Here is a 15,055-nt window from a genome sequence, read left to right as displayed (position 1 = left end):
TTTCCTGCTTTTTTGTTAGGCGGGATCCCCCGCGCGGGTTTACTGTCCCGGCGGGGTTTCCGCCTGGCGCCGTTCGATCGCCACACCCTCGCCGTCAATCCGCAAATCCACCGGCACACCGCCTATTTCCGTGCCCACGCGGACGCCGCTGTCGCCGTTTATCCGGACCTCCGCATCGCCGATTTCTACAGGAATTTCCGGGATCTCCGGCAGGTCGAGCGGCGTGACCGGCCCTTCGGGATCCGGCTTGTCCTGCGGTTTGGTGCTGCCGGCGGGTTTTTTGGACTGCAGGGCCTGCTGCATGAAATCCTTCCAGATGCGCGCCGGCAGGCTACCGCCGCTGATCCCTTTCAGCGGTGAATTGTCATCATTGCCGATCCACACGCCCACCACCAGCCGGTCCTCGCCTTCGCCGGCATAGCCGACGAACAGTGCGTCGCGATTATTCTGGCTAGTGCCGGTCTTGCCATAATTGGGGATGGTCAGCATTGCCCGCCGTCCGGTGCCATTATTGACCGCCGCCCGCAGCAATTTTTCCATATCGGCATGGGTCCTGGCGTTATAGCGGCCGGGCCAGTCGAACAGCCACTCGGTCCAGCTCTGCTCTTCCTTCTTGAAGGCATAGGGAACGACCGGCCAGCGATTGCCGGCAACGCCGGCATAAGCCGCGGTCAACTCCATCAGATTCATCGTCGATGTGCCGAGCGCCAGGCTGGGATCATCCTCGGCCAGCGGGGACTTGACGCCGAGATTGCGGGCCTCCCGAATGACCGCCTTGTCGCCGATCTGGCCAAAAAGCCGTACGGCCGCGACATTGCTCGAACGGGCAAAGGCTTCCTGCAGACTTATTTCTCCGCGATATTTCTCGCCGGCATTTTTCGGCAGATAGCCACCCTTCGTAATCGGGCTGTCGTCGACCATAGCATCCGGACTCATGCCGGAGCGCAGGGCCGCCAGCCAGACGAACAGCTTGAAGGTGGAACCCGGTTGCCGCTGCGCCTGGGTAACGCGGTTGAAGGCGGATTTTGCATAATCCTTGCCGCCGATCATCGCCACGACTTCGCCGTCGGGCCGCATCGCGACCAGCGCGACCTGCGCCTGGCCGAGCGGCGCGCGAGCAATCGTCCGGCGGGCGATTTCCTGCATTCTGGCATCCAGCGTCGTGGTCAGGGCAAGGCGTTCATAGCTCAGATCGGTCAGAGCGCGGGCCTGCGGCATCGCCCAGTCGGCAAAATAGGTCCCCGTGGGCAGGATGTTTTTCGCCCGGACGTCCAGTCTCGCGATGCCCAGTCCATCGGCTTGCTGCTGGCTCAGATAGCCGGCGCTGACCATTGCGGACTTGACCAGATTGGCCCGCTTGGCGGCCAGATCGGGATTGCGCGTCGGGGCGAGGCGCGACGGGGCCTGCACCAGACCGGCAAGCATGATCGCCTGCTCCAGCTTGAGATTTTCCGGCTGGCGATAATAATAATGCAGCGAAGCGGCGCGCAAGCCGTAGACATTGTCACCGAAATAGACATTGGACAGGTAACGCTCGAGTATCTCGTCCTTGGTCAGCCAGGCCTCCAGCCAGAAGGCGATCAGCATTTCCCGCGCCTTGCGGGTGAGGCTGCGTTCCGGTGTCAGGAAGGTCGTCTTGGCGAGCTGCTGGGTGATCGTGCTGCCGCCCTGGGTCATGCCGCTGCCCGAGATATTGCTCCACAGCGCCCGTGCCAGGCCGCGCGGATCGACGCCCCAGTGCGAATAGAAACGCCGGTCCTCGATCGCCATGAAGGCTTCGCGCACATGGTCGGGCAGTTTCGCCACCTCGACCGGATCATCGACCACCGCGCCGTTGCGAGCGAACGGCTGCCCGTCCGATGTCAGCAGCGTGATTTGCGGCGGGGCAATCGGTTGCAGCGATTTGGACAGGGGCGCGGTGATGGCGAGATAGGCAATGAGCAGGATGAACAGCAAAAGCCCGGCCGCTACCGCGCGGCTGAACCACCACCATTTGCCGCGCGGCTTCTTGAGCGGCGCAACCGGTTCCTCAATGCGTGGCGGGATGGCATCGCCATAGGGCTCGTAGTAAGTGGATTCAGCGGTCTTTCGCCGGACAAACGGCCAGTACCAGCGCTTGCGTCCGGGATCAGAAGAGGTAAGATCGTGCATCAATTTACTGTATTGCAAAAATAATACGCCATATGCGAGCGGAAATAGTCGAACGGCGATTGCCCGCCGATGAACATCATTCTTTTGACTTTTGCTGTTTCAGTTCGGTTTCGACCCGATCGGGGTATTTTCCGGTCTTGTCAAATTCCGCCAAGGCCGCTAGAATCCTGCGGTCCTCTCGCATGGCCTTACGAACTACTCCCATTTGATATTCGAATTTTCAGCTCGGTTCATGGGCTTCCTCGCCCGTGAATATAGCTCGTTTATCGAACCCGTAAAGCCGGCGTCGACAGCCTAACCGCCCATCACGCTTTCCGGCAGATCCTCACCAAATACCCGCTGATAATATTCCGCTACCAGCATCCGCTCCGCTTCGTCGCATTTGTTGAGGAAGGAGAGGCGGAAGGCGAAGCCGACATTTTTGAAAATCGCGGCATTTTGTGCCCAGCTGATCACCGTTCGCGGGCTCATCACGGTGGAAATATCGCCGTTGATGAATCCCTGACGGGTCAGATCCGCAACCTTGATCATATTTTCCACCGTCTCGTCACCGGCTTCGGGCACTTTCGACAGGATCACTTTGGATTCGGTTTCGGCCGGCAGATAGTTCAGCGTCACCACGATATTCCAGCGGTCCATCTGGCCCTGGTTGATCTGCTGCGTGCCATGATACAGCCCGCTGGTGTCGCCGAGGCCGACCGTGTTGGCGGTGGCGAACAGGCGGAAATAGGGGTCGGGCCGGATCACCCTGTTCTGGTCGAGCAGGGTCAGCTTGCCTTCCGCTTCCAGAATGCGCTGGATTACGAACATCACATCCGGGCGACCGGCGTCATATTCGTCAAACACCAGGGCGGTCGGCGTCTGCAACGCCCAGGGCAAAAGACCTTCGCGGAATTCGGTAACCTGCTGGCCGTCCTTCAGGACAATCGCGTCGCGACCGACCAGATCGATACGGCTGATATGCGCGTCGAGGTTGATCCGGATGCAGGGCCAGTTGAGCCGTGCGGCGACCTGTTCGATATGGGTCGATTTTCCGGTGCCGTGATAGCCCTGCACCATCACCCGGCGATTGAAGGCGAAGCCGGCAAGGATCGCGATCGTGGTTTCCGGATCAAACACATAGGACGGATCGAGATCGGGAACCCGTTCGTCCTTCAGACTGAACGCCGGAACCTGCATATCCACGTCCACACCGAACACTTCGCGGGCATCGACGGTGATGTCGGGCGCGGCCAATATGGTTTCGTCGCTGGCGTCTGGGGTGATATCGGGTATGTCGGTCATCATAGTCCTTCGAAAAATCTTTGCCGCCCTAGGAAATGGGAAAAGGGCGAGCCACTATCTAAAATCCGGTGATTCCTTAAGCTGCGTATAGGCCTCGATCACTTTTGCCAACTGTTTCTCGTGGCTGCGGTCGCCACCGTTGCGATCGGGATGATATTTGCGCACCAGCGCGGAATAGGCGCTGCGGATATCACTGCGGACAATGGATTTTGCGTCACTGTCGCCAAGCCCTAGCGTCCTGAGCGCATTCTGGTCTGCTTTCGATATCGAACGTCCATGTCTATTAGCGGCTGTCTTGAGGCTGGCAAAGCGCGCGCCGATCGCATCCAGCGGATCGGTGAAATCGGCCCAGGCCGGTTGCGCGCCGGCGCCGCCGTCATAGATTCGGCGCGATGAATCCCATCCTCTGACCGGATGCTGGGCTTCGAAAATCTCCTCGGAATCCATGCCGGCGAAATAGTCATAGCCCTGATTGAACTCGCGGACATGGTCGAGGCAGAGCCAGCGATATTCGCCGGGGCCATCGTGACTGCGGCCACGGCCATAGATGGGCGGCGCGCGAAATTCGCCGGATTCCGCGCAGCCGTCAATCGCGCAGGGCTGGCCTTCGGTTTCCACGCGTCCGTGGAAGCGGTTGGCTTTTCTCTTGGGGGAAACAGTCAATATTGCTCCGTTGGTCCCGCGCGGTTCGCCGGACGGTCTGAAAGCCGCAAACGCGCTTCGACAAGGGCGGTGCAAACGGCTAATATGGTGAGTGAAAAAGCAATATGGAGATTCGATGCCCAAAGGTCCAGTCCACAGCGAGATAGAAAAAAGGCTCACCGCCGAACTCGCGCCGATATCGCTCGTCGTGACCAACGACAGCGCCAGCCATCATGGCCATGCCGGCGACGATGGCAGCGGGGAATCGCATTTTACCGTCGAAATCCAATGCGCGGCGTTTGAAGGCCAGTCCCGGCTTAATCGCCAGCGGATGGTGAACAAGGCGCTGGGCGACCTGATGCGCGACAAGGTTCACGCGATGGTGATCAAGGCGAGGGCACCGGGGGAGTAAATGTTCGGCATCCTGCAGACCATCACCCCCACCACGCATGATCTCGGCGAGTTTCAGGTCCGCCGGGTTCTGCCATCTCGGCATCGGCGGATGGTGGGGCCGTTTATCTTTGTCGATGAATTTGGTCCGGCGGTATTGCCGGAAGGGCCGGGCATGGGCGTCCGTCCGCATCCGCATATCAATCTGGCAACGGTAACCTATTTGTTCGAAGGCGCAATCGATCATCGCGACAGTCTGGGCACGCACCAGACAATCCGGCCGGGCGAAGTCAATCTGATGACCGCGGGCAGGGGGATTGTCCATTCGGAACGCTCGCCGGTGGAAACGCAGGACGAGAAGAAACCGATGTTCGGGATGCAAACCTGGTTGGCACTCCCCGATGGCAAGGAAGAGATCGATCCGGCGTTCGAGAATGTCGGAGTGAATGATTTGCCGCTGGTCGATGATAGTGGCGCAAAAGCCCGGATCATCATGGGGAGCCTCTGGGGGCAGACGGCGCCGACCACCTGTCATGCCGAGACAATGTATGCCGATATCCTGCTCTGCGCCGGAGGCGCGATCCCGATTGATGCGGAGGCCGACGAACGGGCGGTGATGCTGGTCGACGGTGATGGTGCGCTGGATGGCGTGCCGCTGGAAAAATATATGCTCTATGTAATCGCGCCGAGGGCGAAGGTCTCGCTTTCATCTCTGTCGGGCGGCCGTGCGATGTTGCTCGGTGGCGAGGCTTTTGCCACCGAACGCCATGTCTGGTGGAATTTTGTTTCGTCGAGCAAGGAGCGGATCGAGCAGGCCAAGGCCGACTGGATTGAAGGCCGATTTCCCGAGGTTCCGGGCGATCCCGATGAATATATTCCGCTGCCGGATGGCAAGCCAAAGACGATTACGGATTAGGGCTGTGCTCCGCACTTGATGCGGAGCCCCGGGAGGCATGCGCTGACGACGCCAGAGCTCCGCATCAAGTGCGGAGCACATAGTCTCTATTCCTCAAACCATTCCACCCACGCGCCATGGGCGTGAGCCCGCCCTAGCAGTGCCGGTTGTTCGCCGCCCGGCCAATGGCGGATGATCAGCTCGTGGCTGAAGGTCTTGCGGTTGGTTTCCAGCGACATCCAGGCAATGGGCCTGTCCGGGGTCGCCGCTTTGCCGGCCATCTCCATCGCCGCTGTAATCCGGTCCTTGGACGCCTGCGGCAGATATTGCCAAACAATCGAATGCATCAGCACCCGCGTGACGCCGGCTTCTTGGGGCAGGGTTAGCTGTTCTTCGACCCAGTCGGCGCCATCGGCTTTGGCGATATCGGGTGGATCCTGCTTGGCCAGCGCGATCGAGGCTTCCATCCGTTCGAAGCGGGCGGGCATTTCGGGCCAGATATAGCCCTTGAGCCGGGCGGCGGTTTCGTCGTCGGTGAGATCGATCGGATTCTGGTCGCAGCCGCGGGCGCTGTCAATCTCGACCGGGGCCTGCGGGGGAGGCGGTCCCCGCCACTCGGGCCTGATCCGCATCGGCGAATCCTCCGGCCCCGCCTGAACGCCGTTCAGATCATAATGATAGCGGCCCATCATCGTATTCACCCCGGCGCTGGCGCCCAGTTCGAGCAGTTCGAATCGCGGACCGATACGCCCGGACAGCCAGAGCAGGCCCGCCATGAAACTCGCTGACCGTCCGGATTCGTTGGTCTGCGGCGGGCTGTCGAACCAGGGCAGGAGATCGGCATCATGGTCGGCGACAACCTGTCCCACCAGATGATCAATCGTATCCTGATTGGTGATCCTTCCCTCGTAAATATCCGCCAGCCGGGGTTCCTTGCCGCTGAGATAGAGATGATGCAGGCCGCCGGTGAGGCGCAGCGGCATCGCGTCTTCCAGCGGTTTTCCCGGCCACTGCGCGATCTTTTGCCCGCAGGCTGTCGGGCCGTTGATCAGAGCCAACTGGGCGATGATGATCGAGGCTGTTACCGGGGCATCGTTGCGCCGGCAATGTTCCGCCTGGCCGCGCATTCCCTGCGCGATATCTTCGACGTCCAAAATATCCATAACTCGTTGCCCTTTCATCTGCGAAGCCGTAAAGCCGCGGCCATCATGGCCAAACCACTAATCTTTGCGATTCCGAAAGGGAGGATTCTCGACGATGCCTTGCCGCTCCTGGAGCAGGCGGGGATCGTGCCAGAAGACGCCTTTTTTGACAAGTCCAACCGCAGTCTGCAATTCGCGACGAATCTGCCGCATATGTCGATCATCCGGGTACGGGCGTTTGATGTGGCGACCTTTGTCGCCCATGGCGCGGCGCAGATCGGCATCGTCGGGTCCGACGTGATCGAGGAATTCGGCTATAGCGAATTATACGCGCCGGTCGATCTCGGAATCGGTCGCTGTCGTCTGTCGGTGGCGCAACCAAAGGACGATGCCGAGGAGGTCGGGAATATCTCGCATTTGCGGGTCGCGACCAAATATCCCAATCTCACCAGCCGCTATTTCGAGAGCAAGGGCATTCAGGCCGAATGCGTGAAACTTAATGGCGCAATGGAACTGGCACCCTCGCTCGGCCTGTCGCGGCATATCGTCGATCTGGTCGAATCCGGCAGCACGCTGAAAGCCAATGCTCTGGTCGAGACCGACCGGATATTGGACATCTCCGGACGGCTGGTGGTCAATCGTGCGGCTTACAAGATGCGCAGCGCCGAGCTGACCCCGCTGGTACAGAAATTCCGCGAGCTGGCGGGGCAGGTCTGATGGTTCTTCGACTCTCCATTTCTGATCCGGATTTCGATGCCGCCTTTGACGCGCTGGTCAATGCCCGGCGCGAAGCGGATGCGGATGTTTCGGCGGATGTTCGGGCGATCATTCAGGATGTTCGAGATCACGGCGATGAAGCTGTTGCGCGGCTGACCGGCAAGTTTGACCAGCATGATCTGGAGCAGACCGGCTGGCGCGTCGACAAGGCGGAATCCGAAGCGGCACTGGAAGGATTGGAAGCATCCTTGCGGGTTGCGCTGGAGCTGGCGGCCTTGAGAATTCGTGATTATCATGACGGGCAACTCCCTGATAACAGGGACTATATGGACGATGCTGGCGTGCGCATCGGTGCGCGCTGGGGCGCGGTCGAGCGGGCGGGCATCTATATTCCCGGTGGCCGCGCGGCCTATCCGTCTTCGGTGCTGATGAACGCGATTCCGGCCAAGGTCGCCGGTGTCGAGCATATCATCATGGTGACCCCGGCGCCCGGCGGCTATATCAATCCGCTGGTGCTGGCTGCGGCCGAACTGGCAGGGGTGGACGAGATCTGGCGGATCGGCGGCGCACAGGCGGTGGCCGCGCTCGCTTATGGCACGGAAAAGATCAAACCGGTCGACGTCATTACCGGTCCCGGCAATGCCTGGGTGGCCGAAGCCAAGCGGCAGGTGTTCGGTGTTGTCGGTATCGATATGGTTGCCGGCCCTTCGGAAATCGTTGTGGTGGCCGATGGCAAGAATGATCCGGACTGGATCGCCGCCGATCTGCTCAGCCAGGCGGAACATGATCCGACCAGCCAGTCCATCCTGTTCACAGATGATGCTAAATTTGCTGAACAAGTTTCTGTTAAAGTGGGTGAACAGCTCGGTGTCCTCGCAACGTCCGAAACCGCCACTACCAGCTGGAACGACAATGGCGCGATCATAATCGTCGACCGGCTGGATCAGGCGGTGCCGCTGGTCGACCGGCTGGCAGCCGAACATCTGGAACTGGCGGTCGATGATCCCGATGCGCTATTCCGCAAGATCCGCCACGCCGGATCGGTGTTCCTCGGCCGGCATACGCCCGAAGCCGTCGGTGATTATGTCGCCGGCCCCAATCATGTATTGCCGACCGGGCGACGGGCGCGTTTCTCGTCCGGTCTGTCGGTGACGGATTTCATGAAGCGTACCAGCTTCATCCACTGCGACGAGCAGGCCCTGCACAATATCGGCCCGGCCGCGGTCGCGCTGGCTGAAACGGAGGGCCTGCCAGCCCATGCTGCCAGCGTGCAAAAACGGCTCGACCGGATCTGACATCCAAAGAGAGAGAAAAGTCCATGACCATTTCCCTATATGACGCCATAATCCCGACCCAGCTGCAGATCATCGCGGCGGTTCGCAAGCTTGTCGACAAGGCCAAGGCCCATTGCGAAGACAATGGCACCGCACCGGAAGAGATTATCGGCGCGCGACTGATCGAGGATATGCTGCCCTTTTCCTATCAGGTAAAATGCTGCCGCGAACATTCGCTCGGCGCCATTGAAGGCGTCAGGGAGGGCGTGTTTATACCCAGTCTGGCCCCGCCGCCCGAAGATTGGGCCGGCCTCTATGAAAAGCTTGATGAAGCAAAGGCCGGGCTCGAAGCGATTAGCGAAGCCGAGATGGAAGGCTTTGCTGGCCAGCATATGGAGTTCCGCTTCAAGGATCGAGTCATGCCCTTCACCGCTGAAAATTTCCTGCTGAGCTTTGCTCAGCCGAATTTCTATTTTCACGCGACAACCGCTTATGACCTGCTCCGCCAGCGCGGATTCCCGATCGGCAAGGGCGATTTTCTCGGCGTTCCGCGGATGAAAAGGACATGACCGCAAAATCCACCTCCCGATCCGCTGCCCGGCTGGCTGCGGTCCAGGCGCTGTTCCAGCATCAGATGGAAAAGACGCCGGTACCCAAGCTGCTCAAGGAATTTCACGACCACCGGCTCGGCAAGGAAATCGAGGATGACCAATATCATCCGGCCGAACGCGACTTCTTTGACGATCTGGTCATCGGCGTGACCTCGCGGATGGAAGAAATCGACCAGCTGGTTGCTTCGAAACTGGCCGCCGGCTGGACGCTGGGACGGCTCGACAAGACGATGGTCCAGATCCTGCGCTGTGGCACATTTGAACTGGTCGCACAGGAAGACGTACCGATCGCAACGGTAATTGACGAATATCTGGACGTCGCCCATGCCTTCTTCAACAAGAAGGACGCCGGTTTCGTCAACGGGCTTCTGGATAGCATCGCCAAGCAGGTGCGGGGCTGAACAATCTTCCCCGCCAACACGGGGGAGAATAATGTCCGACTTTCTAGACCGCCTGGATCCGGCTTTTCGAGACGTCATTGCGGCCGACGGACCCTATCTGTTCGATATATTGAAGAGCGATGTGACCGCGGCGCGTGCCGCGCTGGATGCGATGTTCGCCCAAATGAGCGCGGACCTGCCGGAATATGACGGTCAGAAAGACGAATATCATATGCCGGGACTCGATGGCGACCCCGATGTTGCGGTGATCGAATATCGCGCCCGGGATGTGCTCTACTCGGATTGTACCATCATCTGGCTGCACGGCGGTGGTTACGTGATGGGCAGCGCCGACGATTTGTCGGCCCGGGGCTTTTCATCGCTCGCGCCGGTAGTCTCGGTCGATTACCGGATGGCGCCGGAGCATCGCGCGCCCGCTGCCGCCCGCGATGTATGCGCGGTGATCGAGCGGGTTGCGAAAAACCGCAATCCGCGCAAAATCGTGCTTGGTGGACCGAGTGCCGGGGGCGGGCTGGCGGCGAGCGCGGCGCTGATGAACCGCGACCGGGGCGGTCCCGATATCGCTTTCCAGCTGCTGATCTACCCGATGCTCGATGATCAGCACGACACGCCCTCCGGTCATATGGACATCCCGCCGAACAGCTGGACGCGGGAAACCTCGCTACATGCCTGGTCGCTCTATGCCGAGGAAGGCGGTGCCAGCCCATATGCCGCGGCAGCGCGGGCTACCGATCTCGTCGGACTGCCGCCCGCCTATATCATGTGCGGCGATCTCGATCTGTTTCTCGACGAAGATATTGCCTATGCCAATCGTCTTCGTTCATCCGGCGTTCCGGTTGAGCTTGCTATCTACCCAGGCGCGCCGCACGGATTCAATGGATTTGCCCCACAGGCAGCGGTCAGCAAGCGCGCCAACGCTTCCATCAGAATGGCACTGGAGCACGCACTCTCTTGAACGAACTGGAATTTATCGACCGGCTCAAGGCGATCACCACGCATCCAGCAGCCCGCGGGCTGGCCGACGATGTCGCCATGATGCCGTTCGGCCGACACAAGCTGGTGATGACCCACGACATGATGGTCGAAGGCATGCATTTTCTGCGCGATGCCGATCCCGCGGATGTCGCCTGGAAGCTGGTTGCGGTGAATCTTTCCGATCTGGCAGCCAAGGGGGCAAAGCCGCTCGGCTTGCTGCTCGGCTATGGCCGGACCGCCGGTGACGCCTGGGACGCCGCCTTCGTCGAAGGGCTGAAGCAGGCGATCGACCGCTTTTCTGTTCCGCTGCTGGGTGGCGATACCGTGGCGATGGGCGACAATGCGCCGCGGACATTCGGCCTGACAGCCATTGGCGAAGCGAAGGGGCATATAGTGCCCTCCCGCAGCAACGCCCGGCCTGGTCATGCTGTATATGTTACCGGAACCATCGGCGATGCCTGGGCGGGGCTGCAAATTGCATCCGGTGCGTTGCAGGCCGATGATATAGACATTAGCGCAACACTGTTGAAGGCGCACACCCGGCCGACACCCCGGCTGGAAGAGGGACGGATATTGTCCAATCTGGTCAGCAGCATGATGGATGTCTCCGACGGGCTGCTGCTCGATGCGTCGCGTATTGCGGCAGCCAGCGACGTGAAGATCGAAATCGATCTGGCGGAACTGCCGTTGTCGAAACCGTTCCAGACTTTGGTGGGCACTGACCGGGATGCGCGGATGAAGGCAGCGACCGGAGGCGACGATTACCAGCTGTTGCTCACCGCCAGCCCGGAAACCGTATTGTCAGTGCCGCTGACGTGCGTGGGCATCTGTCGACCCGGGTCCGGTATCGCATTGCACAGCCACGGCGAACGACTGGAATTGCCCGACGCTATGGGGTTTGTGCACGCCTGATCCAGGCAAATTCTATCAAATTGAATAGGCTCAAAAGCGTTCCCGCCGGCGCGGTAAATCAGGGCTTGCACCCTTCGCATTTCCCGCACTATACCTGTCGCGAAAGCGCCCTGATCAATGGGGTGCTCGTAAAAAAATAGGGGGGGATGCTCAGTAATGACTGTAGTCACCATTTCAATTTTATGTGGCCTGATAGCCATATTATACGGCTTTATCACCAGCCGTCAGGTGCTCAATGCACCGGCCGGCAACGAGAAAATGCAATCCATTGCCGGCGCGATCCAGGAAGGCGCACAAGCCTATCTGAACCGCCAATATCGCGCAATCGGCCTCGTCGGCATTGTCGTCGCGGTTCTGGTCTTCCTCTTCCTCGGCCCCATTTCTACAGTCGGCTTTCTGCTTGGTGCCATTCTTTCCGGCGTCGCGGGCTATATCGGCATGAACATTTCGGTTCGCGCCAATGTCCGCACGGCGCAGGGTGCCAGCGAAAGCCTGCAAACCGGCCTCACCGTCGCATTTCGTGCCGGTGCCGTGACCGGTATGCTGGTGGCGGGCCTCGCTTTGCTGGCCATCTCGATCTTCTTCTACGTGCTGACCACCCAGATGGGCATGGCGGCCAATGACCGCACGGTCATCGACGCGCTGGTCGCGCTGGCCTTTGGCGCTTCGCTGATTTCGATCTTCGCGCGTCTGGGCGGCGGTATCTTTACCAAGGCTGCCGACGTCGGCGCCGATCTGGTCGGCAAGGTCGAAGCGGGCATCCCCGAGGATGATCCGCGCAATCCGGCTACCATCGCGGACAATGTCGGCGACAATGTCGGCGACTGCGCCGGTATGGCGGCTGACCTGTTCGAAACCTATGTCGTGACCGTTGGTGCGACCATGGTTCTGCTGGCCCTGCTGTTCGGCGATCTTGTCGGCAGCGCCATGCTCTATGACCTGATGTCCCTGCCGCTGATCGTCGGTGGTGTCTGCATCCTGACGTCGATCATCGGCACCTATATGGTGCGCCTCGGCAGTGGCACGAACATCATGGGCGCGTTGTACAAGGGCTTCCTGACCACGGCGATCCTTTCGATCCCGGCCATCTATTATGTCACCATGCGCACGCTCGGCGACATGGACACGCCGATCGGCACCGCGCTCGATGGCAGTGGCGGATTCACCGGCATGGCGCTGTTCTGGTCGATGATGGTGGGACTGGCCGTCACCGGTCTGATCATCTGGATCACCGAATATTATACCGGAACGGAATATCGTCCGGTGCGGTCGATCGCCAAATCGTCGGAAACCGGCCACGGCACGAACGTGATCCAGGGCCTTGCCATTTCAATGGAAGCAACGGCTCTGCCGACTCTGGTCATCGTCGTTGGTATCGTCGTCGCTTACCAGCTCGCCGGCCTGATCGGCATCGCCTTTGCGGCAACGTCGATGCTGGCGCTTGCCGGTATGGTCGTGGCGCTGGATGCTTATGGTCCGGTCACCGATAACGCGGGCGGCATTGCCGAAATGTCGGGTCTCGATGACAGCGTCCGGGAGAAAACCGACGCGCTGGATGCGGTTGGCAACACCACCAAGGCTGTCACCAAGGGCTATGCCATCGGCTCGGCCGGTCTGGCAGCGCTGGTGCTGTTCTCCGCCTATACCGCTGACCTGAAAGAGTTCTTTCCGAACCTCGAAGTCAGCTTCAGTCTGGAAAATCCCTATGTCATTGTCGGTCTGCTGCTCGGCGCGCTCTTGCCCTATCTCTTCGGAGCCATGGGCATGACCGCTGTAGGGCGCGCTGCGGGTGACGTGGTGAAGGACGTGCGCGCACAATTCGCCGCTGACAAGGGCATCATGGATGGCACGTCACGCCCCAACTATGCCCGGACCGTGGATCTGGTGACCAAGGCGGCGATCAAGGAAATGATCCTGCCGTCGCTGCTGCCGGTGCTCGCGCCGATCGTGGTCTATTTCGTGATCACCGCGGTTGCCGGTCAGGCCAATGGCTTTGCTGCTCTTGGTGCGTTGCTGCTCGGCGTGATTGTCTCCGGCCTGTTTGTTGCCCTGTCGATGACAGCGGGTGGCGGTGCCTGGGACAATGCCAAGAAATATATCGAGGATGGCAATCACGGCGGCAAGGGCTCGGAAGCCCACAAGGCTGCGGTGACCGGCGATACTGTCGGGGACCCCTATAAGGATACCGCAGGACCCGCCGTCAACCCGATGATCAAGATCACCAATATCGTCGCATTGCTGCTGCTCGCAGCGCTTTATGCGGCGCAGGGCGGCGTGCACTAGCACCCGCATAAACCGGTCCAATCAGAACCCCGCCGGAAGCGATTCCGGCGGGTTTTTTGTTCGTGCCGGCGCGCCGATCGCGCTGCCGTCAGCGTTAATAAGATTTTACCCCTTTTGCGCTAGTCCGGCCGGCGAAGGTGGCAATGATGCGGGTGGAACGATTTCGATGGATTTGAGCGGGTTTCAGACGATGCAGGGCAGGGATGTCGGAGCTGATGGTCTCGCCGGAGACCGGTCCGCACGGCAGTTCGCGGCACATTTCCATCCCCCGTCCAGGATCGATGCCAGGCTCGTCGAGGCCTGGAGCGATCTCGCCGGACAGGCCAGCGAGCCGAATATATTTTACGAGCACTGGTTCCTGGTTCCGGCGCTGGCGCAATTTCGCCACCATGATGACCTGCAACTGTTTTTGCTCTGGGCGGGCGAACCGCACCGTTCCCCGTTGCTCGGCCTGATGCCGGTCGGTCCGGAACAGCAATTCGGGCGCTGGCCGGTGCCCCACGTCCAGAACTGGATGCATCACAATTGCTTTCTCGGCACACCGCTGGTCCGCAAGGGCTTTGAACCGATGTTCTGGGAAAAGCTGCTCGCCGCACTGGACGAACGCGATTGGCCGGGATTCCTGCATATCAACGCTATGACCATATCCGGTCCGCTCGATCAGGCTTTGCGCGCGGTGTGTGCAGACCGGAAGCGCCGCTGCGATCTGGTGCATAGCGAGGCCCGGGCGCTGCTGGAAGCGCATTGCACGGCAGACGAATATTACCGGACCAATATCCGCAAGAAGAAGCGCAAGGAACTGCTGCGGATCAAACGCCGGCTGGGAGAGCTCGGAGAGCTGCAATTTTCCTGCCTCCAGGACCGGACCAATCTGGACAGCTGGATTGACGAATTTCTGGCGCTTGAACGCAAGGGATGGAAAGGCAAAAGCGGCTCGGCGCTGGACTGCGCCGACGCCACCCGCGAATTTTTCCGTGCGACCGTGCGCGGCGCGGCGCAAAGCGGACAGCTGGAGCGGCGGGACATGCGTCTTGACGGACAGCCGGTCGCGATGCTGGTCAATTTCCGCTCGGGTCGCGGCGGTTTTGAATTCAAGACCGCCTTTGATGAGGATTATGCAAGCTATTCACCCGGCGTGCAGCTGCAGATTGAAAATCTCGATTGTCTCGACAAGAATGCAGTGGACTGGGTCGACAGTTGCGCGGTTGAAGGTCACCCGATGATCGACCATCTCTGGTCCGGCCGTCGCCATATAGGCCGCTTCTCGATCGAACCGCAGCGTCTCGCCGACCGCGCTGTCTTTCGAGGCGTCCGGCTGGGCGAGCGGGGGATGGGCAAGCTCAGAAAGCGGAAAATTTTCGATCCGGCAGAGGTGTAG

At 60.3% G+C, this 15,055-nt stretch carries 14 protein-coding genes; 10 read left to right on the top strand and 4 right to left on the bottom strand.

Translation table 11 applies throughout. The features are described from left to right. Nucleotides 1–39: 39 nt before the first annotated feature. From BOSE62_RS07900 to BOSE62_RS07890, 3 genes are all read right to left on the bottom strand, one after another. Nucleotides 40–2,151 carry a transglycosylase domain-containing protein gene (locus BOSE62_RS07900; RefSeq protein WP_159647950.1) on the bottom strand — a complete coding sequence of 704 codons (2,112 nt, stop codon included), beginning with the start codon at nucleotides 2,149–2,151 and terminating at the stop codon, nucleotides 40–42. A 294-nt stretch (nucleotides 2,152–2,445) separates the two neighbouring features. Beyond that, nucleotides 2,446–3,435: a cobaltochelatase subunit CobS gene (gene cobS, locus BOSE62_RS07895; RefSeq protein WP_159647949.1), complete on the bottom strand. Its 990-nt coding sequence runs from the start codon at nucleotides 3,433–3,435 to the stop codon at nucleotides 2,446–2,448. A 54-nt stretch (nucleotides 3,436–3,489) separates the two neighbouring features. Beyond that, the gene (locus BOSE62_RS07890) at nucleotides 3,490–4,098 is read right to left on the bottom strand and encodes a J domain-containing protein (protein WP_236553908.1); all 609 of its coding nucleotides are present in this window, start codon (nucleotides 4,096–4,098) and stop codon (nucleotides 3,490–3,492) included. 115 nt (nucleotides 4,099–4,213) lie between these two features. On the opposite strand from BOSE62_RS07890, the gene BOSE62_RS07885 reads away from it, so the two are divergent. Both BOSE62_RS07885 and BOSE62_RS07880 read left to right on the top strand, forming a co-directional pair. Then, complete coding sequence (locus BOSE62_RS07885) at nucleotides 4,214–4,489, top strand: BolA family protein (RefSeq protein WP_159643970.1); 276 nt, start codon at nucleotides 4,214–4,216, stop codon at nucleotides 4,487–4,489. Continuing rightward, nucleotides 4,490–5,383, top strand: a complete 894-nt coding sequence (locus tag BOSE62_RS07880) for a pirin family protein (protein WP_159643968.1) — start codon at nucleotides 4,490–4,492, stop codon at nucleotides 5,381–5,383. Between the two features lie 86 nt (nucleotides 5,384–5,469). Here BOSE62_RS07880 and BOSE62_RS07875 read toward each other — a convergent pair whose 3' ends face one another. Then, nucleotides 5,470–6,525 carry a DUF2332 domain-containing protein gene (locus tag BOSE62_RS07875; RefSeq protein WP_236553906.1) on the bottom strand — a complete coding sequence of 352 codons (1,056 nt, stop codon included), beginning with the start codon at nucleotides 6,523–6,525 and terminating at the stop codon, nucleotides 5,470–5,472. A 45-nt stretch (nucleotides 6,526–6,570) separates the two neighbouring features. Between BOSE62_RS07875 and hisG the strand changes: the two genes are divergently transcribed. The 8 genes from hisG to BOSE62_RS07835 all read left to right on the top strand — a co-directional run bounded on the left by hisG (nucleotide 6,571) and on the right by BOSE62_RS07835 (nucleotide 15,055). Then, a complete protein-coding gene (hisG, locus tag BOSE62_RS07870) occupies nucleotides 6,571–7,221 on the top strand; it encodes an ATP phosphoribosyltransferase (protein ID WP_089131743.1) in 651 nt (216 codons plus the stop codon). Then, nucleotides 7,221–8,516: a histidinol dehydrogenase gene (gene hisD, locus BOSE62_RS07865; RefSeq protein ID WP_159643964.1), complete on the top strand. Its 1,296-nt coding sequence runs from the start codon at nucleotides 7,221–7,223 to the stop codon at nucleotides 8,514–8,516. Before hisG ends, hisD begins: the two co-directional genes overlap by 1 nt. A gap of 23 nt (nucleotides 8,517–8,539) precedes the next feature. Continuing rightward, nucleotides 8,540–9,064 (top strand): DUF1993 domain-containing protein, encoded by a 525-nt coding sequence (locus BOSE62_RS07860; protein WP_159643962.1) that lies wholly within the window; start codon nucleotides 8,540–8,542, stop codon nucleotides 9,062–9,064. Next, nucleotides 9,061–9,507: a transcription antitermination factor NusB gene (nusB, locus tag BOSE62_RS07855; RefSeq protein ID WP_100094172.1), complete on the top strand. Its 447-nt coding sequence runs from the start codon at nucleotides 9,061–9,063 to the stop codon at nucleotides 9,505–9,507. The genes BOSE62_RS07860 and nusB overlap by 4 nt, the downstream gene beginning before the upstream one ends. 31 nt (nucleotides 9,508–9,538) lie before the next feature. Beyond that, a complete protein-coding gene (locus BOSE62_RS07850) occupies nucleotides 9,539–10,462 on the top strand; it encodes an alpha/beta hydrolase (RefSeq protein WP_159643960.1) in 924 nt (307 codons plus the stop codon). Further along, nucleotides 10,459–11,394 carry a thiamine-phosphate kinase gene (gene thiL, locus BOSE62_RS07845; protein ID WP_159643958.1) on the top strand — a complete coding sequence of 312 codons (936 nt, stop codon included), beginning with the start codon at nucleotides 10,459–10,461 and terminating at the stop codon, nucleotides 11,392–11,394. The genes BOSE62_RS07850 and thiL overlap by 4 nt, the downstream gene beginning before the upstream one ends. 156 nt (nucleotides 11,395–11,550) lie before the next feature. Beyond that, nucleotides 11,551–13,677, top strand: coding sequence for a sodium-translocating pyrophosphatase (locus tag BOSE62_RS07840; RefSeq protein ID WP_159643956.1), 2,127 nt, complete (start codon nucleotides 11,551–11,553; stop codon nucleotides 13,675–13,677). 166 nt (nucleotides 13,678–13,843) lie between these two features. Beyond that, complete coding sequence (locus BOSE62_RS07835) at nucleotides 13,844–15,055, top strand: GNAT family N-acetyltransferase (RefSeq protein ID WP_159643954.1); 1,212 nt, start codon at nucleotides 13,844–13,846, stop codon at nucleotides 15,053–15,055.

The sequence above is a fragment of the Sphingorhabdus sp. 109 genome, from assembly GCF_902506555.1.
Classification (GTDB): Bacteria; Pseudomonadota; Alphaproteobacteria; order Sphingomonadales; family Sphingomonadaceae; genus Parasphingorhabdus.
Note: the sequence above shows the minus strand (reverse complement) of the source record. Positions and strands in the feature narration are given on the sequence as shown.